This window comes from Streptomyces sp. NPDC088785, from assembly GCF_044750685.1.
GTDB lineage: Bacteria > Actinomycetota > Actinomycetes > Streptomycetales > Streptomycetaceae > Streptomyces.
The window spans coordinates 888,604-909,064 of sequence record NZ_JBIVKH010000001.1; the positions used below are offsets into that span (position 1 = coordinate 888,604).

At 73.0% G+C, this 20,461-nt stretch carries 19 protein-coding genes; 5 read left to right on the forward strand and 14 right to left on the reverse strand.

Annotated elements, in window-relative coordinates; translation table 11 throughout:
• Positions 1-86: 86 nt before the first annotated feature.
• The 6 genes from ACIP5K_RS04060 to ACIP5K_RS04085 form a co-directional block, all read right to left on the reverse strand.
• Positions 87-776 carry a demethylmenaquinone methyltransferase gene (locus ACIP5K_RS04060; protein WP_401404658.1) on the reverse strand — a complete coding sequence of 230 codons (690 nt, stop codon included), beginning with the start codon at positions 774-776 and terminating at the stop codon, positions 87-89.
• A gap of 624 nt (positions 777-1,400) precedes the next feature.
• Positions 1,401-1,994, reverse strand: a complete 594-nt coding sequence (locus ACIP5K_RS04065) for an imidazolonepropionase-like domain-containing protein (protein WP_401404660.1) — start codon at positions 1,992-1,994, stop codon at positions 1,401-1,403.
• 15 nt (positions 1,995-2,009) lie between these two features.
• Positions 2,010-3,209, reverse strand: coding sequence for a cyclic dehypoxanthinyl futalosine synthase (gene mqnC / locus ACIP5K_RS04070; RefSeq protein WP_401404662.1), 1,200 nt, complete (start codon positions 3,207-3,209; stop codon positions 2,010-2,012).
• A 47-nt stretch (positions 3,210-3,256) separates the two neighbouring features.
• On the reverse strand, positions 3,257-3,946 hold the full coding sequence (locus ACIP5K_RS04075; protein ID WP_401404664.1) for a prepilin peptidase: 690 nt from the start codon (positions 3,944-3,946) through the stop codon (positions 3,257-3,259).
• On the reverse strand, positions 3,943-5,688 hold the full coding sequence (locus ACIP5K_RS04080) for a serine/threonine-protein kinase (RefSeq protein WP_401404666.1): 1,746 nt from the start codon (positions 5,686-5,688) through the stop codon (positions 3,943-3,945). Before ACIP5K_RS04080 ends, ACIP5K_RS04075 begins: the two co-directional genes overlap by 4 nt.
• 243 nt (positions 5,689-5,931) lie before the next feature.
• Complete coding sequence (locus ACIP5K_RS04085; protein WP_401404668.1) at positions 5,932-6,804, reverse strand: menaquinone biosynthetic enzyme MqnA/MqnD family protein; 873 nt, start codon at positions 6,802-6,804, stop codon at positions 5,932-5,934.
• 291 nt (positions 6,805-7,095) lie between these two features.
• Here ACIP5K_RS04085 and ACIP5K_RS04090 point away from each other — a divergent pair, with 291 nt between their 5' ends.
• Positions 7,096-7,299: a cold-shock protein gene (locus tag ACIP5K_RS04090; protein ID WP_006138897.1), complete on the forward strand. Its 204-nt coding sequence runs from the start codon at positions 7,096-7,098 to the stop codon at positions 7,297-7,299.
• A 132-nt stretch (positions 7,300-7,431) separates the two neighbouring features.
• Here ACIP5K_RS04090 and ACIP5K_RS04095 read toward each other — a convergent pair whose 3' ends face one another.
• The gene (locus ACIP5K_RS04095) at positions 7,432-7,881 is read right to left on the reverse strand and encodes a DUF2000 family protein (RefSeq protein WP_401404671.1); all 450 of its coding nucleotides are present in this window, start codon (positions 7,879-7,881) and stop codon (positions 7,432-7,434) included.
• Between the two features lie 49 nt (positions 7,882-7,930).
• On the opposite strand from ACIP5K_RS04095, the gene ACIP5K_RS04100 reads away from it, so the two are divergent.
• Positions 7,931-8,749: an AraC family transcriptional regulator gene (locus ACIP5K_RS04100; RefSeq protein ID WP_401404673.1), complete on the forward strand. Its 819-nt coding sequence runs from the start codon at positions 7,931-7,933 to the stop codon at positions 8,747-8,749.
• A gap of 546 nt (positions 8,750-9,295) precedes the next feature.
• On the opposite strand, the gene ACIP5K_RS04105 is transcribed toward ACIP5K_RS04100, so the two are convergent.
• Positions 9,296-10,711, reverse strand: a complete 1,416-nt coding sequence (locus ACIP5K_RS04105) for an MFS transporter (protein ID WP_401404675.1) — start codon at positions 10,709-10,711, stop codon at positions 9,296-9,298.
• Positions 10,712-10,948: 237 nt separating this feature from the next.
• Here ACIP5K_RS04105 and ACIP5K_RS04110 point away from each other — a divergent pair, with 237 nt between their 5' ends.
• The gene (locus tag ACIP5K_RS04110) at positions 10,949-11,800 is read left to right on the forward strand and encodes a helix-turn-helix domain-containing protein (RefSeq protein ID WP_401404677.1); all 852 of its coding nucleotides are present in this window, start codon (positions 10,949-10,951) and stop codon (positions 11,798-11,800) included.
• Positions 11,801-11,814: 14 nt separating this feature from the next.
• Here ACIP5K_RS04110 and ACIP5K_RS04115 read toward each other — a convergent pair whose 3' ends face one another.
• Positions 11,815-13,137, reverse strand: a complete 1,323-nt coding sequence (locus ACIP5K_RS04115) for an acetyl-CoA C-acetyltransferase (protein ID WP_401404679.1) — start codon at positions 13,135-13,137, stop codon at positions 11,815-11,817.
• A 69-nt stretch (positions 13,138-13,206) separates the two neighbouring features.
• Here ACIP5K_RS04115 and ACIP5K_RS04120 point away from each other — a divergent pair, with 69 nt between their 5' ends.
• The gene (locus ACIP5K_RS04120) at positions 13,207-14,523 is read left to right on the forward strand and encodes a 3-oxoacyl-ACP reductase (RefSeq protein WP_401404681.1); all 1,317 of its coding nucleotides are present in this window, start codon (positions 13,207-13,209) and stop codon (positions 14,521-14,523) included.
• Between the two features lie 440 nt (positions 14,524-14,963).
• On the forward strand, positions 14,964-15,827 hold the full coding sequence (locus tag ACIP5K_RS04125) for a MaoC family dehydratase (protein ID WP_401404683.1): 864 nt from the start codon (positions 14,964-14,966) through the stop codon (positions 15,825-15,827).
• On the opposite strand, the gene ACIP5K_RS04130 is transcribed toward ACIP5K_RS04125, so the two are convergent.
• From ACIP5K_RS04130 to ACIP5K_RS04150, 5 genes are all read right to left on the reverse strand, one after another.
• Positions 15,796-16,383 (reverse strand): TetR/AcrR family transcriptional regulator, encoded by a 588-nt coding sequence (locus ACIP5K_RS04130; RefSeq protein WP_401405269.1) that lies wholly within the window; start codon positions 16,381-16,383, stop codon positions 15,796-15,798. The genes ACIP5K_RS04125 and ACIP5K_RS04130 overlap by 32 nt on opposite strands.
• Before the next feature lie 211 nt (positions 16,384-16,594).
• Positions 16,595-17,923: a dicarboxylate/amino acid:cation symporter gene (locus ACIP5K_RS04135; protein ID WP_401404685.1), complete on the reverse strand. Its 1,329-nt coding sequence runs from the start codon at positions 17,921-17,923 to the stop codon at positions 16,595-16,597.
• Between the two features lie 389 nt (positions 17,924-18,312).
• Positions 18,313-18,606: a DUF4229 domain-containing protein gene (locus ACIP5K_RS04140; protein WP_401404687.1), complete on the reverse strand. Its 294-nt coding sequence runs from the start codon at positions 18,604-18,606 to the stop codon at positions 18,313-18,315.
• Positions 18,607-18,706: 100 nt separating this feature from the next.
• Positions 18,707-19,870: an aminofutalosine synthase MqnE gene (gene mqnE / locus ACIP5K_RS04145; protein ID WP_401404689.1), complete on the reverse strand. Its 1,164-nt coding sequence runs from the start codon at positions 19,868-19,870 to the stop codon at positions 18,707-18,709.
• Positions 19,871-19,941: 71 nt separating this feature from the next.
• Positions 19,942-20,397: an Lrp/AsnC family transcriptional regulator gene (locus tag ACIP5K_RS04150; RefSeq protein ID WP_111665240.1), complete on the reverse strand. Its 456-nt coding sequence runs from the start codon at positions 20,395-20,397 to the stop codon at positions 19,942-19,944.
• Positions 20,398-20,461: the final 64 nt, after the last annotated feature.

Here is a 20,461-nt window from a genome sequence, read left to right on the forward strand (position 1 = left end):
GCAATCAACGGACACATCTTCCCGCCGCGCCGGTTCCCTTCGTCGCCCTGCGTGTTCAGTGAGGTGGAACCGTTACAGATCCACCGCTACTTGACGCCCCGGTGCAGGGCGACGATGCCGCCCGTCAGGTTGCGCCAGGCGACCCCGGTCCAGCCGGCGTCCTGGAGCCGGGCGGCCAGTTCCGGCTGGGTGGGCCAGGCGCGGATGGACTCCGCCAGGTACACGTAGGCGTCCGGGTTCGAGGAGACCGCGCGGGCCACCGGGGGCAGGGCGCGCATCAGGTACTCGGTGTACACGGTGCGGAAGGGGGCCGCCGTGGGGTGGCTGAACTCGCAGATGACGACGCGGCCGCCGGGCTTGGTGACCCGGTACAGCTCGCGCAGCGCCGCGTCGGTGTCCTGGATGTTGCGCAGGCCGAAGGAGATCGTCACCGCGTCGAACGTGTCGTCCTTGAACGGCAGTTTCGTGCCGTCGCCCGCCGTGAACGGCATCCAGGGGTGGCGCTGCTTGCCGACGCGCAGCATGCCCAGCGAGAAGTCGCAGGGGACGACGTAGGCGCCCGCGCGGGCGAACGGCTGGGACGAGGTGGCCGTGCCGGCCGCCAGGTCCAGGATCTTCTGGGCGGGCCGGGCGTCGACGGCCTTGGCCACTTCCTTCCGCCACAGCCGTGCCTGTCCCAGGGACAGCACGTCGTTCGTGAGGTCGTACTTCTCCGCCACGTCGTCGAACATCGAGGCGACTTCGCGGGGCTGCTTGTCCAGGGATGCACGGGTCACCCCCCCATTGTGTCAGCCCCCACCCCGCCCCCAGGCTCCGGTGACCCCCGTCGCACACCACCTGCGCCCCGGTGACCGCGCCCCGCGCCCCTGAGCAGTTCGTCGACTGCGACCCGGTGGGACTTCTCGCGCAGTTCCCCGCGCCCCCAGGCAGTTCGTCGACTGCGGGCCGGTGGCCGCTTCCCGCGCCGTTCCCCGCGCCCCTGGGCAGTTAGTCGACTGCGACCCGATGGGGCTTCTCGCGCAGTTCCCCGCGCCCCTAGGCAGTTCGTCATCCGCGGGCCGGTGGCCGCCTCCCGCGCAGTTCCCCGCGCCCCTAGGCAGTTCGTCATCCGCGGGCCGGTGGCCACCTCCCGCGCCGTTCCCCGCGCCCCTGAGATGCGCACTGCGTGCGGCATCTCGTCGGGGGCGGTCCGGCTGGCTCCCAGGAGAGGCGCGCGGAGCGCTGCCTCGGGGGGAGGGTGCGCGCAGCGCATGCCTCAGGGGCGCGGGGAACTGCGCGACCAGCCACGGCGAGAGCCGCGGACGATGTACGGACCAGGGGCGCGGGGAACTGCGCGACCAGCCACGGCGCGAGTCGCGGACGATGTGCGGACCGGAGGCGCGGGGGCTGTTCGGGGTGGGTCAGTGGGTGCGGAAGAGGAGGCGGCCCGCGATCACGGTGGCGACACACGTCGCAGCGCCCCGGGCCACCAGCTCGGCGCGATCGGCGACGTCGAAGACCGCGAAACGGGCCGGCCCGCCCACGGCGAGGGCGGGCAGCAGCACCAGCGGCTTCGGGGAGAAGGAGACGGGCCCGGGGAGCCGGTCGGGCCGCCCGGCGAAGACGAGCCCGGAGCGCTGGGCGACGTCGAGCACGGCCTTGGCCCGCAACTCACCGGCCACGGCGACGGTCCCGTGCCCGAACAACCGCTGCACCCCGCGCCGCGCACTCGCCCCGAGCCGAGCGGGCTCGCCACGGAAGATCTCCCGCGCCCGCTCCCCGCCGATCGGCACGGTCCCGTACGTGGCGGCCTCGCGCGGATCGGGGTGGTACGTGTGCTCCAGGATCTCCGGGCCGTAGGGATTGAGCAGCCCGGGCGTGAGGATCCCGGGCCACCGCCGCACCCGCGCCCCCGGATGCGCGGCGGCCAGCTCGTCGGCGGAGCCGAGCGCCGCGATCCGGTCGCCCTCGACGAGGACGGACGACCCGTCGGCGACGGTGTGGAGGGTCAGCACGCCGGAGCCCCGCGCCTAGTTGGTGGAGACGAGCTTGAGCTCGGGGTGCGCCGTGCCGCCCTCGATCGCGATGGACGAGATGTGCGAGGAGGCCCGGTCGTCGACGGGGTCGTTCGCCGGGTCGTCGTGCACGACCAGGTGCTCGTACGTGGTGGCGCGCTGCGCCGGGACGCGGCCCGCCTTGCGGATCAGGTCGATGATCTCCATGCGGTTCGAGCGGTGCTTGGCACCGGCCGAGGAGACGACGTTCTCCTCCAGCATGATCGAGCCGAGGTCGTCGGCGCCGTAGTGCAGGGACAGCTGGCCGACCTCCTTGCCCGTCGTCAGCCACGACCCCTGGATGTGCTGGACGTTGTCCAGGAAGATCCGGGCGATGGCGATCATGCGCAGGTACTCGAAGAGCGTGGCCTGCGTACGGCCCTTGAGGTGGTTGTTCTCCGGCTGGTACGTGTACGGGATGAAGGCGCGGAAGCCGCCCGTCCGGTCCTGCACGTCGCGGATCATGCGCAGGTGCTCGATGCGCTCGGCGTTGGTCTCACCGGTGCCCATCAGCATGGTGGAGGTCGACTCGACCCCCAGACCGTGGGCGGTCTCCATGATCTCCAGCCAGCGCTCGCCGGACTCCTTCAGCGGGGCGATGGCCTTGCGGGGGCGCTCCGGCAGCAGCTCGGCGCCGGCGCCCGCGAAGGAGTCGAGCCCGGCGCTGTGGATGCGCTGGATCGCCTCCTCGACGGAGACCTTGGAGATCCGCGCCATGTGCTCGACCTCGGAGGCGCCCAGGCTGTGGATGACCAGCTCGGGGTAGGCCTTCTTGATCGCGGAGAAGTGCTCCTCGTAGTACTCGACGCCGTAGTCCGGGTGGTGGCCGCCCTGGAACATGATCTGGGTGCCGCCCAGCTCGATCGTCTCCGCGCAGCGGCGCAGGATGTCGTCGAGGTCGCGGGTCCAGCCCTTCTTGGTGTCCTTCGGGGCCGCGTAGAAGGCGCAGAACTTGCACGCCGTGACGCACACGTTCGTGTAGTTGATGTTCCGCTCGATGATGTACGTGGCGATGTGCTCGATGCCCGCGTATTTCCGGCGGCGGATCGCGTCGGCGGCGGCGCCCAGCGCGTGCAGCGGGGCGTCCCGGTACAGCTCGACGGCCTCTTCCGGGGTGATGCGCCCGCCGGCGGCGGCACGGTCGAGGACGGACTGCAGTGCGGCCTTCTCGGTCACCGTGCGTGCCCCTTTCAGAGGAGGTAGAGCTGAATTCTCAGCGTACGTCAGGCCGCCAGGGCGCCCAGCAGAACCCCCGCGAACGCCCCGAGGATCATGAAGGGGCCGAACGGGATCTCGGTCTTGCGGCCCGCCCGCCGGGCGACGACGAGCGCGAGCGCGTACAGGCCGTTGAACAGCACGCCCGCGAACGCCCCGAGGAACAGCACGCCCCACCCGTACCAGCCGAGCGCCGCCCCGAGCCCGAGCGCCAGTTTCACGTCGCCCATGCCCAGGCCCGGCGGGTAGGCGAGGAGCAGCAGCAGGTACCCGGTGCCGAGCCCGAGCGCCCCCAGCGCCGCCCCGCGCCACGACCCGCCGGGCTCCGGCAGCAGCGCGGCGGCGCCGAGCGCGAGCAGGGCCGCGCCCGCGAACGGCAGGGTGAGCACGTCGGGCAGCCGGTGGACGGCGAAGTCGACGGTGGCGAGGAGCACGGCGGGCGGCGCGAGGAGCAGCCAGGCGCCCAGTTCGGGCCGGGTGTCGGTGGCCGCGGCGAGCAGGGCGCAGGCGGCGGCGGTGACGGTGGCCGTCCGTGCCGCGGGCGGGCCCGGCCGGGTGCCGAGCCAGCCGCGGGCCGGGCGCCAGGGTTCGCCGGGTTCGACGGAGAGGCGGTGGGCGGCGCGGGGCAGGAGCAGCCCGGCGGCGGCGCCCCACAGCGCGGCGAGCAGGGGCAGCAGGCCGGTGGGCGGCACGTTCACCGGCCCACGCGCTTCAGGTCCGCCGTGGGGTTGCCCGCGTCCGGGTAGCGCGAGGTGTACCGCAGGCCCGCGCCGTCGCGGGCGAGGTGCACGGTGCTGGGGTCGTCGGCGCACGTGAAGTCGCTGCCGGAGATCTTCCTGCCGCTGGCCACCACTTCCTTGGCGGTGACGGACTTCAGGGTGAGTTCGTCGACGCAGTGGTTGCCCGTCAGGTCGGTCGAGGTGACGGTGCCGAGACGGCGGCCGACGCGCGCCTGGGCCAGTTCGACGCGGTAGGTGTCGGCCTGGATGCCGAGCGCCGTGGCCCGGCCCTCCCAGGTGCCGAGGTAGAACGCGGGCACGGCGCCGGACGGCTGCCCCGACGACGACTGACCCGACGACGACTGACCCGGTGACGGCTGTCCCGATGACGGCTGTCCCGATGACGCGGTCGCGGCCGGCGGGGAGCCGGAGGTCCGCGCGGACGCCGTGGGCCGCGCCCCGTCCGCCGCGCCGCCGGACCGGTCCTGGTCGCCCGAGCCGGGCAGCAGGTCCAGGACCAGGGCGCCGCCCACCGTGACCGCGGCCAGCGCCCCCGCCACGGCCAGCGCGACCGAGCAGCTGACCCTGCGGCCCCGCCCGTTCGCCGTCGCCGGGGCCGTGGCCGCCGACACCGACACCGACAGCCGCCCCGGCGCGGCGTCCTGCGGCGCGGTCCCGGCGCGCGGCGCGGGCACGGGCCGGTACGCGGGGTCGGGCGGGTGGGCGGGGTCGGGCCGGTACGCGGGGTCGGGCGGGCCGAAGGTGCCCGGCGCGCCACCGGTGACGGCGGGGCTGCTGAAGCCGACCGGTCCGGTGGCCGGGTCCGCGCCCTCCATGTCGAGGAGCCGGGCCGCGTCCCGCATCACCTGCTCGACCAGCGCGCCCGGCAGCCAGCCGGCCGCGACCAGGGCGGCGGCGCCGTCGGGGGCGAGCCGGCGCGCCAGCTCGCCGGGGGCGGGCCGGTCGGCGGGCGTCTTGGCCAGGCAGGCGGCGACCAGGTCGCGCAACGGGCCGCTCAGGGCGCCCAGTTCGGGCTGCTCGTGGACGACCTTGTAGAGCAGCGCGGCCGAGGAGTCACCCGGGAAGGGGGACTCGCCGGTCGCCGCGTACACGAGGACGGCGCCCAGCGAGAACACGTCGGAGGCGCCGGTGACGCCCTTGCCGAGGATCTGTTCGGGCGCCATGTAGCCGGGCGAGCCGATGGAGACGCCGGTGGAGGTGAGGGACGCGGTGCCGTCGCTGGCCCGCGCGATGCCGAAGTCGATGAGGCGGGGTCCGTCGACGGTGAGCAGCACGTTGCCCGGCTTGACGTCCCGGTGGACGAGGCCCAGGCCGTGCACGGCCGCCAGCGCCTCGGCGAGCCCGGCGCCCAGGACCCGTACGGAGTGCTCGGGCAGCGCGCGGCCCGGACCGGCGGCCTGGGCGAGGGCGGGCCCGGCGACGTACCCGGTGGCCACCCACGGGACCGGCGCCTCGGGGTCCGCGTCGAGCACCGCCGCGGTCCACGCGCCGCCGACCCGCCGGGCCGCGGCGACCTCGCGCCGGAAGCGCGCCCGGAACTCGTCGTCGAGCGCGAAGTGCGGGTGGACGATCTTCACGGCGACGGTCCGGCCGCCCGCGCTGCGGCCCAGGTACACCCGGCCCATGCCGCCGGCCCCGAGCCGGCCCAGGAGGCGGTAGGGGCCGACCGTCGTCGGCTCGTCGGCCTGAAGGGGCTGCATGCGAAGAACCTCCCCCGGGTCCGCGGATGCCACGCACCCAGCAGCGTAGGCCCTGCGCCGCACGGCGCGTACGGCGTTGCGCCCACCCGGTTCCCCAGCGGCCCCGCGGGGCGGCGGACAACTCCGGAGAACCCCGAGAGGCGATGCGCCCCGCGGTCGGACGAAAGGCCCGGGTGGTTTTCTCCGGGTTCACCGGAATTCCACGCAAAGCTCACCGTGGAATTCCGGCGGGCGCCCGCGGGATCACCGGCCGAGGAGTTCGACCTTCACGTCCTTGGGAAATCCGGTGGTCTCCCCGACCCGCCGCGCGAACTCCGTGACGCCTTCCAGCTGCGCCGGGCCGAAGCGGAAGTCGAGGGTCGTGAAGTACTCCTCAAGGACCGTCTCGTCGAAGGCCTCCCAGCGGGCCGCCTGCTCGGCGACCTTGGCGACCTCGTCGAGGGAGAGGTCGCGCGAGGCCAGGAACGCCTCGTGCACCTTGCGGGTGATCTCCGGCTCCCGCTCCGCGTACTCGCGGCGCGCGGCCCACACGGCGAAGACGAACGGCAGCCCCGTCCACTCCTTCCACATGGCGCCCAGGTCGTGCACCTGGAGGCCGAGCCGCGGCCCGTCGTGCAGGTTGGCGCGCAGCGCGGCGTCACCGATGAGGACGGCCGCCTCGGCGTCCTGCATCATCAGGCCGAGGTCCGGCGGGCAGGAGTAGTACTCGGGCGACACGCCGACGCGTTCGGCGAGCAGGAGCTGGGCGAGGCGCACCGACGTGCGGGACGTCGAGCCGAGCGCGACCCGCCGCCCGTCCAGCTGGTCGAGGGGGACCTGCGACACGATCACGCAGGACATGACGGGGCCGTCGCAGCCGACGGCCAGATCGGGGAAGGCCACCAGGTCGTCGGCGGCCTTGAGGAATTCGACGAGGGTGATCGGACCGATGTCCAGACCGCCCTGCACCAGCTGCTCGCTGAGCTTCTCCGGGGTGTCCTTCGTGAGCTCGAAGTCGAGGAGCGAACCGGTCCTGGCCAGGCCCCAGTACAGGGGCATGCAGTTCAGGAACTGGATGTGGCCCACGCGCGGACGGGTGCGCCGCGCGGCCTGGGGAGTCTCGGGAGAATTGTCCACATCGCGAGGCTAGACCCCATGGGATACGGTGCAGGCTCCGGGCCCCCGGGCGGGTTCCGTCAACCCGAATCGGGCTCGCGTCAAACCTGTGGGTGACGTGATCTTGCCCTCTATTGCGTTCGGCTGCCTGCGTGCTAGGCTCGCCGCAAGTTGCAGTTTGGTTTCCCTTGCAGTACAGAGCCTGCGGAGCATGTGACCGCGGGCTCTCGTCGTATTCAGACTTTTGCAGTTGTTCGCAAGCGCATTTGCAGGTTCTGGAGCAGGGCGACCCTTTGGCCCATAGGAGGGCTTATGGCTACCGGAACCGTGAAGTGGTTCAACGCTGAAAAGGGCTTCGGCTTCATCGCCCAGGAGGGTGGCGGCCCGGACGTCTTCGTCCACTACTCGGCGATCAACGCGAACGGCTTCCGCTCCCTCGAGGAGAACCAGGCCGTCAGCTTCGACGTCACGCAGGGTCCGAAGGGCCCGCAGGCGGAGAACGTCACCCCCATGTGATCTTTCCGATCGCTGAGGTCGCCTGGCAGGTGCCAGTCGTGACCTGATCCGGAACCTAGAGCAGTACCCAAGGAGCCCCGCGCCTCACGGCAGCGGGGCTCCTGCCTTTCCGCCTCGACGGTGTCTTCGTCTTCACGGGTGCATGCGCGCGCCCTTGAGGATCTTGTCGACGGCGTTCCTGGGCCCGTACACCGCGAGGCCCACCAGGTCGAGGGCGTCCGTGGCGACGGCGCGCACGGCCGCCCGGTTGTCGCGGTCGTTGCCCGTCGTGAACAGGTCCGAGGTGAACACGGCGCGCGGCAGCCCGCGCCCGAGCGCCTTGCCGTGCGCCGAGGTCAGCGTCTCCTTGCCGCCCTCGAAGACCAGCACCGGCTGGCGGAGCATCGGCAGGTACGGGGTGGCGTCGGCGTCCTCGTACGGCTCCCCGATCACCTCGGGGTGCTGCGTGCCGAGGCCGCTCACCAGGAACGCGGTGACGTTCAGCCGCTGCCAGGTCTCCAGGTCGTCCCGGAGCAGCACGGCGATCTTGGTGTCGAAGCGGACGGGGGCGTCGGCGGTGCCGTGGGCGTGTTCGGTGCTCATGCCGTGAGACTGCCGCGCGGGGCGGGGGCCCGTCTTGTACGTTCTTTGCATGGCGGGACGCGAGGCCGATCCGGACCGGATCACCGCGTGGCGCCCCGAGGTGAAGGGCGTCGCGGAGGTCTTCCACGCCCACTTCACGCGGCACTCCTATCCGATGCACGTCCACGACACCTGGACGCTGCTGATCGTCGACGAGGGTGCGGTCCGCTACGACCTGGAGCGGCACGAGCACGGCACGCCGCTCGGCACGGTCTCGCTGCTGCCGCCCGGGGTCGCGCACAACGGGTCCGCCGCCACGCCGGACGGCTTCCGCAAGCGGGTCCTGTATCTCGACGCCTCCGACGACGGTCCCCTGGACAGCTCGTTCGTCGGGGCCGCCGCCGACGCGCCCGATCTGGTCGATCCGCTGCTGCGGCGGCGGATCGGGCAGTTGCACACCGTGCTGGGGCGGCCCGGGGACGAGCTGGAGGCGGCGGCGCGGCTGGCTCTCGTCGGTGAGCGGCTCCGGGAGCGGTTGCGGCCGGCCTCCGGTGCCGGGGCCCGGCCCGCGCCGGACCGGCGGGTCGCCGACCGGTTGCGGCAGTTGCTGGACGCGCGGGTGGTGGGCGGGGTGGAGCTGGGGGAGGCCGCCGGGGTGCTCCAGGTGCATCCGGCTCATCTGGTGCGGTCGTTCAGTGCCGCGTACGGGATCGCTCCGCATCAGTACCTGATGGCTCGGCGGGTCGATCGGGCCCGGCGGTTGCTTCTTGCCGGGCGGCCTGCCGGTGAGGTCGCGCCCGCGGTCGGCTTCTACGACCAGTCCCATCTGACCCGGCACTTCAAACGCGTGGTGGGCGTACCGCCCGGCCGCTACGCCCGGGGCGCCTGATCCCGGTAGGTCACGCGCGCCACGGTGGTGGCTGGTCGCGCAGTTCCCCGCGCCCCTGGGTGGTTCGTCGTCCGCGGGCCGGTGGCCGCCTCTCGCGCAGTTCCCCGCGCCCCTGGGTCGCACTCCGCCTGCGGGCCGGTGGCCTCTTCTCGCGCAGTTCCCCGCGCCCCTGGGCAGTTCGTCACGCGCGCCACCGTCGTGGCTGATCGCGCAGTTCCCCGCGCCCCTGGGTCGCACTCCGCCTGCGGGCCGGTGGCCGCTTCTCGCGCAGTTCCCCGCGCCCCTGAGGCATGCGCTGCGCGCAGCCTCCCCCAGAGGCTGCGCTGCGCGCGCCTCCACTGAGAGGCGGACGGTGGCGCGCCCCTCCTGGGAAGCGAGACGGTGGGGCGCCTCTCCCGGGAAGCGAGACGGTGGGGCGCCTCTCCTGATGAGATGGCGCACGCAGTGCGCATCTCAGGGGCGCGGGGAACTGCGCGACCAGCCCCCACCGGGCCGCAGACGACCGACCACCCAGAGGCGCGGGGAACCGCGCGGCCAGTCTCGGGGCTAGGGGCGGGGGTGGAGAGTGGTGTGGGAGAGGGTTGCGGTGGTCAGGAGGACGCAACCCGCGATGATCAGACTGACCCGCATCCCCGGCAACGAGAACCCGGCCCCCGCCACGAGCGACCCGAACAGCGCCACGGCCAGCGCCCCACCGGTCTGCCGCAGAGCGTTCAGCAGCCCGGACGCGATCCCGGCCCGCGGCCCCGGCACCGCGTCCATCAGCAGTGCCGTCAGCGCGGGCACCGCGAACGCTCCGCCGAGCCCGCTCGGCACCAGGAGCAGCAGCACGAGCCACATCGGCGTACCGGTGTCGAGCGGCAGCAGGACGAACATGGCCAGGGCCAGGACGAGTTGGCCGATGACGATGACGGGCCGCCGCCCGATGCGCTCGGCGACGCGCGGGGACACCAGGTTCGTGGAGGTGATGAGCACGGCGAGCGGGACGAAGACCAGACCGGCCCCCAGGGCCGACATCCCGCGCGCCTGCTGGAGGTAGAGCCCGAGGAGGAAGACCAGGCCGTAGAAGGCGAGGTTGACGGCGAAGCCGACGGCGAGCGAGACGGCGACGGTGCGGTCGCGCAGCATGGCCGGCGGCACCACGGGCGCCCGGTGCCGCTTCTCGACGGCGCGGAAGGCGACGGCGGCGAGCACGGCGACCCCGAGCGAGCCGAGCACCGGCGCCGAGGTCCAGCCCGCGTGGCCGCCCTCGATCACGGCGAAGGTGAGCCCGGCGAGCGTGAGTACGGCGGCGATCTGCCCGGGGACGTCGATCGGGGCGGGCCGGCGCGGCGACGGCGCGACCTTGACGAGCAGGGCCAGGATGGCGGCGCCGACGGGCAGGTTGAGGAAGAACACGGCCCGCCAGCCGACGGTTTCGGTGAGCGCCCCGCCGAGCACGGGACCGGCCGCCATGGCGACGGACCCGCCGACGGTCCACAGCGCGATGGCCCGCGCCCGGTGCCGCGCGTCGTCGTAGGCCTGCCGGATCAGGGACAGCGAGGCGGGCATGACGACGGCGGCCGCCGCGCCCTGCACCACGCGCGCCGCGACGAGCGTCCCGATGCCGGGGGCGAGCCCGCAGGCCAGGGAGGCGAGGGTGAACAGGCCGGCCCCGAAGGCGTAGGCGCGCCGGGCCCCGGCTCGGTCGGCGAGGGCGCCGGCCGACAGCATCAGCCCGGCGAAGAGCAGCGTGTACGCGTCGACGACCCACTGGAGGCCGGTCATGCCACCGTGCAGCGAGGCCCCGACGGCGGGCAGCGCGATGTTCACGGCCGAGACGTCGATGGTGATGACGGTGAAGCCGAGCAGCGCGGCGATCAGCGCGAGGACGGCGGGCGGCCGGTGGCCGGGTGCGGCCTCGGCGGCGGGCGCCACACGGGTGGTGGTGGCGGTGGTGGTGGTGACGGTGGCGGTGGTCACGCGGGCCTCCAGGTCGGGCCGGTCGGATCGGCCGGTCGGTACGGGCGAGTGGGCGGGGACCCCGGGCCGCGGCCCTGTGACACGCACTCCCTGGGCCCGAGGCCCCCGGCCACTCGCTACGACCACCACTGTGGGGGCGGCGGCGCGCAGGTGGCAGGCCGCGCTTCACCGGGGCGCGGCGTTCCTGGCCCTGACACACCCCCGCACGGCGCCGGGCGGCCGTGGACAATGGAACACATGCCTGAAACCACGGAACTTGGCCGCTACCTGCGGGCCCGCAGGGCCCAGGTCACCCCCGCAGACGCCGGCCTGCCCGCGGGCACCGGACTGCGCCGTACCCCGGGCCTGCGCCGCGAGGAGCTGGCGACGCTCTCCGGCGTGAGCGTGGACTACTACACGCGTCTGGAGCGGGGCCGCGAGACCAACCCGTCGACGGCGGTGATCGACGCCATCGGCCGCGCGCTGCGGCTGCGCGGCGACGCCTACGAGCGGCTGCACGAGCTGGCCGAGCTGGCCTCGGGCCGGACCGCCGACTCCGCCGACGAGCCGCGCCCCACCGACGACGACACGGTGCGCCCGTCGGTGCTGACCATGCTGGAGGCGCTGCGGCCGCTGCCCGCGTACGTCGTCAACCGCTACAACGTCATGCTCGCCGCGAACCCGCCGGGCCGCAGGCTGCTGCCCGGCCTGTGGGACTGGCCGGCCGAGCGGCGCAGCATCACCCGCTACCTCTTCCTGCACCCGGCCGGCCGCGAGCTGTACGTGCCGTGGGAGGAGACGGTGATCAAGTCGGTGGCTCATCTGCGGGCCATCGCGGGCGGCGACCCGGACGATCCGCGGCTGACCGCGCTGGTGGGTGAACTGCTGCTCAAGTCGCCGGAGTTCACCCGCATCTGGGGCCGCTACGACGTGGACGAGCGCAGCGGCGGCACCAAGACCTTCGCCCACCCCAAGGCGGGCACGATGACCTTGACGTACGAGGTCATGCGGCTGGCCAGGACCGGCGGCCAGCGCCTGGTGACGTACCAGGCGCCGGCCGGTTCCCCGGACGAGGAGGCCATGCTGCGGCTCGACCTCCGGTCCCCTTGAGGGGCGGGTGAGGGTCAGGCGCGTTCGAGGATCGCGGTCACGCCCTGGCCGCCCGCCGCGCAGACGGAGATGAGGCCGCGGCCCGGGCCCTCGCGCTCGGCGAGGAGCTTGGCGAGGGTGGCGACGATGCGGGCGCCGGTCGCGGCGAAGGGGTGGCCGGTGGCGAGCGAGGACCCGGCGGTGTTGAGCCGGTCCCGGTCGAGGGGGGCGAGGCCCTGCTTCTCCCAGGCCGCGAGGGTGGCGAGCACCTGGGAGGCGAACGCCTCGTGCACCTCGTACAGGTCGAAGTCCTCGATCCCGAGCCCGGCCCGCTCCAGCATCCGGGGCACGGCGTACGCGGGGGCCATGAGCAGTCCGTCGCCGCCCTCGCGCGCGACGTCCCCGCCGTCACCGGCGAAGTCCACGGCGGCGGTCTCGTACGCGGTCAGGTACGCGAGCGGGGTGAGTCCGCGGGCCTCGGCCCACTCCTCGCTCGCCAGCAGCACCACGGCGGCGCCGTCGGTCAGCGGGGTGGAGTTGCCGGCCGTCATCGTCGCGCCGGGCCGGTCCGTGCCGAACACCGGCTTGAGCGTGGCGAGTTTGGCGACGGTCGAGCCCGGGCGGAGGTTCTGGTCGCGCTCCAGTCCGCGGTACGGGACGACCAGGTCGTCGAGGAAGCCGCGGTCGTACGCGGCGGCGAGCCGCTGGTGGCTGGCGGCGGCGAGTTCGTCCTGGGCCTCGCGCGCGATGCCCCACGCGCGGGCGGTGACGGCGGCGTGCTCGCCCATCGACAGGCCGGTGCGCGGCTCGGCGTTGCGCGGGATGTCGGGGACGAGGTGGCCGGGCCTGATCCGGGCGAGGGCCTTGAGCCGGGCGCCCGCCGACTTCGCCCGGCGGGCCTCCAGGAGGATCTTGCGCAGGTCGTCGTTGACGCCGAGCGGGGCGTCGCTGGCCGTGTCCGAGCCGCCCGCGACGGCGCTCTCGGTCTGCCCGAGGGCGATCTTGTTGGCGGCGGCGATCACGGCTTGCAGGCCGGTGCCGCACGCCTGCTGGATGTCGTACGCGGGGGTGCGCGGATCGAGCTCCGAGCCGAGCACGGTCTCGCGCGCGAGGTTGAAGTCCCGGCTGTGCTTGAGGACCGCGCCGGCCACGAACTCGCTTACGGCGCCCGGCTCTTGAAGTCCGTACCGCTGTACGAGACCGTCGAGCGCGGCCGTCAGCATGTCCTGGTTCGACGCGGTCGCGTACGGGCCGTCGGAGCGGGCGAAGGGGATGCGGCTGCCGGCGACGACGGCGACGCGGCGCGGCACCCCCGCCGCCGGGCTCGCCGGGGTTTTCGCGGTTTTCGCTGGGGCCATCTCGACAACTCCTGACTACTGAGTAACCTTACTCCGAAGTAAATTTACGACCGAGCAGGGAGTTGGACAATGGCCGACCGCTATCTGAACTTCACCGGCACGGCCCCGGGCCGCTTCCTGACCCGACGCCTCGGGCTGCCGCAGCCGGCGCCGCTGCGCCGCTTCTCCCCCGGACACCCCGCTCTCGACGGGCCGTTGCTGCACCTCACGGCGGGCACGTCCGCGTACGGGGAGGAGCTGGCCGGGGTGCTGGGCGGCATCGGGCTCACCGTCGCCGCCCGCGCCGAACGGCCCGCCGGCGTCGTCGTGGACGCCACCGGCGTCGCCGACGTCGACGCGCTCGCCGAGGTGCACGCGGCGCTGCATCCCGTCGTACGGTCCGTCGCCCCGGGCGGCCGGGTCGTCGTGCTCGGCGTCCGGCCGTCGGCCGACGACCACCATCAGGCCGCCGTGCAGCAGGGACTCGAAGGGTTCGTCCGCTCGCTCGGCAAGGAGATCGGGCGCGGCCGGACCGTGAACCTGGTGCGGGTCGCGGGTCCGGCGGCGGGCGCCGAGTCCACCCTGCGCTTCCTGCTCTCCCCCAGGTCGGCCTACGTCAGCGGGCAGGTCGTCGAGGTCGGCGGCGAGGGCGCCGCGGCGCGGGTGCCCGAGGACTGGGCGCGGCCGCTCGCCGGGCGCACCGCGCTGGTCACGGGCTCCGCGCGCGGGATCGGGGAGGCCGTCGCCGAGACGCTGGTCCGGGACGGCGCGCGGGTCGTGCTGCTCGACGTGCCGTCCGCCGGGGACGACCTGGCGCGGGTCGCGGAGCGGCTCGGCGGGCGGGCGCTGCCGCTCGACATCACGGCGGGGGACGCCGGTGAGCGCATCGCCGAGTTCGTGCCCGACGGGCTGGACGTCCTCGTCCACAACGCGGGCATCACCCGGGACCGGCGGCTCGCCAACATGCCCGCCGAGCGGTGGAGTTCGGTGCTCGACGTGAACCTCGCCAGTGTGCTGCGCACCACCGACGCGCTGCTCAAGGCCGGGGCCGTGCGGCGGGGCGGGGCCGTCGTGGCCACCGCCTCCATCGCCGGGATCGCGGGCAACTCGGGGCAGACCAACTACGCCGCCAGCAAGGCCGGCATCGTCGGGCTCGTCCGCTCGCTGGCGCCGCGGGCGCTGGCCGAGCACGGGGTGACCGTGAACGCCGTGGCGCCCGGGTTCATCGAGACCCGGATGACGGCGGCCGTTCCGTTGGTCATCCGGGAGGCCGGGCGGCGGATGAACTCCCTCGGGCAGGGCGGGCTTCCGGTGGACGTCGCCGAGACGACGTCCTGGTTCGCGGCGTCCGGTGCCGTCAACGGGCAGGTCCTCCGGGTCTGCGGCCAAAGCCTCCTGGGCGCCTGACCCACCCCGGTGCCCTCACCCCAATCACCCCCCGCGCTCCCCCTGGTGGCGGCTGCTCACGCAGTTCCCCGCGCCTCTGGGCCGACTCTTACGCGCGCCACCGTCGTGGCTGATCGCGCAGTTCCCCGCGCCCCTGAGATGCGCACTGCGTGCGGCATCTCATCAGGAGAGGCGCGCCACCGTCCCGCGCCCAGGAGAGGCGCGCGAAGCGCAGCCTCAAGGGGAGGCTGCGCGCAGCGCATGCCTCAGGGGCGCGGGGAACTGCGCGAGAAGCGGCCACCGGGCCGCAGACGAGGAACTGCGCGAGAAACCCCCACCGGCCCGCGGACGAGGAACTGCGCGAGAAGCCCCCACCGGGCCGCAGACGAGATGCCAGTCGGTCAGTTCGGGCTCATTCGTCATCGTCATCATCATCACCACCACCCCAAGGACCCGTCATCATGACGTCACCCCCGGCCCTGCTCCCCCTGATGCTGCGCGGCGCCGTGCTGTCCCCCTTCAAGCGGCCCGGCGCAGTCGTCGGGCGGGCGCCGCAGGAGACGGCCCGGATCGCCGGGCTGCGGGTGCGGCCGGCCCATCTCACCGCCTACGAGCGCGTCTGCGCCTACCCGACCGGCCGCGCCGAACTCCCGGTCACCTACCCGCACGTCCTGGGCTTCCCCCTGGCGATGGGGCTGATGTCGACGCGCGCGTTCCCGCTGCCGCTGCTGGGCCTGGTGCACACCTCGATCGAGATCACCCAGCAGCGCGACCTGTCCCCCGCGGCGGACTACGAACTGACGGTGGCCATCCCGGAACTGCGCCCGCACCACCGCGGCACCGAGGCCGTCGTCGTCACCGCCCTGCGTCCCACGGACGACCCCGGCGAGACGCCCGTATGGGAGTCGACCAGCACCTATCTGGCCCGGCACACGACGCGCACCCCGGCCCCGGACCCGGCACGGGAGCAGCTCGCGCCCCCGCTCCCGGACGTCGCCGAATGGCGCCTCGGGGCGGACCTCGGGCGGCGCTACGGCGCGGCGTCCGGCGACCGCAACCCCATCCACCTGCACCCGCTCACGGCCCGCGCCTTCGGCTTCCCGCGCGCCATCGCGCACGGCATGTGGACGGTGGCCCGGTGCCTGGCGGAGTTCGGCGCGTCCGGGCCCGTGCACGTCGCGGCGCGGTTCCGGGCGCCGGTGCTGCTGCCGGGCACGGTGACGTACGCGGCGCTCGGCCCGTCCTTCGCGCTGCGGTCGGCCCGGGGCGAGCGGCTGCACCTGACCGGGGAGGTCACCGCGCTGTCCAGCGCCGCCCGTCCATGAGGCCGCCGAGCCCGGACCAGGCGAAGTTCATCATGGTCGTCGCGGCCTCCCCGGCGGAGACGGTCCGGTCGGCGTTGGCCCAGCCGGCCAGCGCCTCGGCCGCCCCGACCAGGGCCTGGGCGAGCCCGGTGACCTCCCGCTCGGCGAGTTCGGGGTCGCCGTGCGCCTCCCGGGCCGCGGCGGCGATCAGCGCGGTCACGAAGGCGACGATCTCGTCCCGCATGGAGCCGACCTCGGCCACGAACGGGTCGCCGCCCGAGCGCGCCTGGCTGTGCAGCACCGCCCACCCGTCGGGGTGTTCGGCGGTGTGCGTGAAGAAGGCGGTCAGTCCTTCCCAGAGCTGCCGGTCTGCGGCGGCGTCGGCGCGCACCCCGGCCCGCACGGCGGCGATCAGCGCGGCCGACTCCCGCCGGATGCAGGCGGTGAACAGCTCTTCCTTGGAGTTCAGGTACAGGTAGACCAGCGGTTTGGAGACCCCGGCCAGTTCGGCGATCTCGTCCATCGAGGCCGCCCGGTACCCGCGTTCGCCGAACACCCGCACCGCCGCGTCCAGCATCTGCCGCTCGCGCTCGGCCCGCGGCAGCCGTTTCTGCCGCGCCGCCTCGGCCCTGTCGTCCCCGCCCACCCCTGCCGCCTTTCCTCACCTGTCGTGCGTCCCTCACCCTACGGACCCCGCGGGGCGGCCCCCGCACACGACCGTGCCCCGCCCCCGGGGATCCGGGGGACGGGGCACGGTGCGCCGGGCGGTGCGGGCCGCGGGGGACGCGTCAGGCGGCGACGGCCACCCGCTGCGGCTCGTCCACCGGGGACGAGGTCGCGTGGTCGTACGCCTCGCGGTCCAGGATGTTCTCGCGGGCGGAGACGATCACCGGGACCAGCGCCTGGCCGGCGACGTTCGTGGCCGTGCGCATCATGTCGAGGATCGGGTCGATCGCGAGGAGCAGGCCGACGCCCTCCATCGGCAGGCCCAGCGTCGACAGGGTCAGGGTCAGCATGACCGTGGCGCCCGTCAGGCCGGCCGTGGCGGCGGAGCCGACCACGGAGACGAAGGCGATGAGCAGGTAGTCGCCGATGCCGAGGTCGATGTCGAAGATCTGCGCGACGAAGATCGCGGCGATCGCCGGGTAGATCGCGGCGCAGCCGTCCATCTTGGTGGTGGCGCCGAACGGCACGGAGAAGGACGCGTACTCCTTCGGGACGCCGAGGCGCTCGGTGACCTTCTGGGTGAGCGGCATGGTGCCGACCGACGAGCGGGAGACGAAGGCCAGCTGGATGGCGGGCCAGGCGCCCTTGAAGAACTGCACCGGGTTCAGCTTGGCGACGGTCGCGAGCAGCAGCGGGTAGACGCCGAAGAGGACCAGGGCGCAGCCGACGTAGATGTCGGCGGTGAACGTCGCGTACTTGCTGATGAGGTCCCAGCCGTAGGTGGCGATCGCGTAGCCGATGAGGCCGACGGTGCCCAGCGGGGCCAGCTTGATGACCCACCACAGGGCCTTCTGGAGGAGTTCGAGGATCGACTCCGACAGGGTGAGGATCGGCTTGGCCTTCTCGCCGATCTGGAGGATCGCGATGCCCGCGACGGCGGCCATGAAGACGATCTGGAGAACGTTCAGCTCGGTGAACGGCGTGATGACGTCGGTGGGGATGATGCCCGTCAGGAAGTCGATCCAGGAGCCGGCGTGCTCCGGCTTGGCGCCGTCCTTCGGCGTCAGGCCGGTGCCCGAGCCGGGGTTGGTGACCAGGCCGATGGCGAGGCCGATGGCCACCGCGATCAGCGACGTGATCATGAACCAGAGGAGGGTGCGGGACGCGAGGCGCGCGGCGTTGTTGACCTTGCGCAGGTTGGTGATCGACACCAGGATCGCGAAGAAGACGAGCGGGGCGACGGCCAGCTTGAGCAGCTGGATGAAGATGCCGCCGATCTTGTCGAGCGTGGTGACGAGCCAGGAGATGTCCTGGCTGCGGGCGAGCCAGCCGAGCAGCACACCGAGGACGAGACCGCCCACGATCTGCGCCCAGAACGGGACCTTCGGTATGCGGAAGCCGGACTTCGGGGACGCCGGCTTCGCGTCGGCGGGGGTGATGTTCGCGGACACGGAAGCACTCCAGTGATGACGCGCGGGGACAAGGCGAAAGGAAAGGGGGGCGTACGGGAGACCGGAACGTCTTCGTACGGGAGCGGCGACCGTGTTACGAGGTCAACGGCGTCGCTGCATCGGGAGGCGCGCTTCAGGCGCGACAGGCCGCGGACATGCAGCGGCAGAGATCGACATGCAGGCGCTCCACGAGCGGGACGCTCGTGGTGATGCGGGGCGCGGCTGTCGTCTTCATGTCGGGAACGTTAACACCGGCACTTTGAGAACATCAAAGGGCTTCTTTGGGTAAGGCGCGCTGCCCGCCCGCCCCGCGAGCCGCGTCCGCCTTGAAAACACAGGCGCCCCGGCACCTGTGCGGTGCCGGGGCGGGGTGCTGCGTGTGACGTAAGTTACGCGCGGTGGGCGCGGGCGGCGTCGTCCGCCTCGTCCTCCATGGTGCGGCTGGCGTCCATGTTCGCCTTCGCGCGGTCCACGCGGGCGACGATCTTCTCGGAGGCGCGGTCGCGCTCCTTGCGCAGCAGCACGAAGCTGAGCGGCGCGGAGATCACCAGCGCGAGCAGGACGATCCACAGGTAGTTCGAGCCGCCGAGGCCGCGCGGGACGATGCCGGTGGCGACGAGACCCCAGACGACGAGGAAGCAGCCCACGAAGATCCCGAGGCGCATCAGCGTGTAGCGGAACATGTCAATCCACTCTTCCGTTCCGAAAAGGTCCTCTTACAGGACGAGCGCCCCTCCAGTGAAACACGCGGAGGAGCGCCCGAGGTCGGCGGGGGCGAGGTGCTCAGACGCGCATCGGCTGCGGCTCGTCCCGGCGGCCCGGGTCGGCGCCCTCGTACTCGCGGATGATCTCGTAGCGCGTGTTGCGCTCGACGGGCCGGAAGCCGGCGTCCCGGATGAGGTCCAGCAGGTCCTCGCGGGTCAGCTTGTTCGGGGTGCCGTAGTTGTCGGCGTCGTGCGTGATCTTGTACTCGACGACCGAGCCGTCCATGTCGTCGGCCCCGTGCTGGAGCGCCAGCTGCGTGGTGTGCAGGCCGTGCATGACCCAGAAGCACTTCACGTGCGGCACGTTGTCGAACAGCAGCCGCGAGACCGCGAAGGTCTTCAGCGCCTCGGCGCCGGTGGCCATGGTCGTCCGCTCCTGGAGGCGGTTCCTGACCTTGCCGTCCTTCATGTCGACGAAGTCGTGCTGGTAGCGCAGCGGGATGAAGACCTGGAAGCCGTTCGTCTCGTCCTGGAGCTCGCGCAGCCGCAGCACGTGGTCGACCCGGTGCCGGGGCTCCTCGATATGCCCGTACAGCATCGTCGAGGGGGTCTTGAGCCCCTTCTCGTGCGCGAGGCGGTGGATCCGCGACCAGTCCTCCCAGTGGGTGTCGTGGTCGACGATGTGCTGCCGGACCTCCCAGTCGAAGATCTCGGCGCCGCCGCCGGTCAGCGACTCCAGGCCCGCCTCGATCAGCTCGTCGAGGATGTCCGACGCCGAGAGGCCGGAGATCTTCTCGAAGTGGTGGATCTCGGTGGCCGTGAACGCCTTGAGGCCGACGTCCGGCAGGGCCTCCTTGAGGGCCTTGAGGGAGCGCGGGTAGTAGCGCCACGGCAGGTTCGGGTGCAGGCCGTTGACGATGTGCAGCTCGGTGAGGTTCTCCGACTCCATCGCCCGGGCGAGCTTGACGGCCTCCTCGATGCGCATCGTGTACGCGTCCTTCTCGCCCGGCTTGCGCTGGAACGAGCAGTAGGCGCAGGAGGCGGTGCACACGTTCGTCATGTTGAGGTGGCGGTTCACGTTGAAGTGCACGACGTCGCCGTTCTTGCGCGTGCGCACCTCGTGGGCGAGGCCGCCGAGCCAGGCCAGGTCGTCCGAGTCGTAGAGCGCGATGCCGTCCTCGCGGGACAGCCGCTCACCGTCCCTGACCTTCTGCTCCAGCTCGCGCTTGAGCCCTGCGTCCATGCCGGTACCTCTCCTCGCCGGTCCGGACCGCCCGGACCACCCACGACTCAGCCCACCGTACGCCCTCGCGCTCAGACCTCTTCGGGAAGCTCCCCGACCCGGTTCTCCCACTTGGTGGACAGCACGATCGTGGTGCGGGTGCGGGAGACGCCCTTGGTGCCGCTGAGCCGGCGGATGGTCCGCTCCAGGCCGTCGACGTCGCTGGCCCGCACCTTGAGCATGTACGAGTCGTCGCCCGCGATGAACCAGCAGTCCTCGATCTCGTGCAGGTCCTTCAGGCGGTGCGCGACGTCCTCGTGGTCGGCGGCGTCGGAGAGCGAGATGCCGATGAGGGCGATCACGCCGAGACCGAGCGAGGCCGAGTCGACGGTGGCGCGGTAGCCGGTGATGACGCCGGCCGCCTCCAGGCGGTTGATGCGGTCCGTGACGCTCGGCCCGGACAGGCCGACGAGCCGGCCCAACTCCGCATACGAGGCGCGGCCGTTCTCGCGCAGGGCCTGGATGAGCTGCCTGTCCACGGCGTCCATAGGTCCAAAGCCTTTCATTATTCAGCGTTAACGCGAGTCTACGTGTGGAATCCAAGGCTGACTG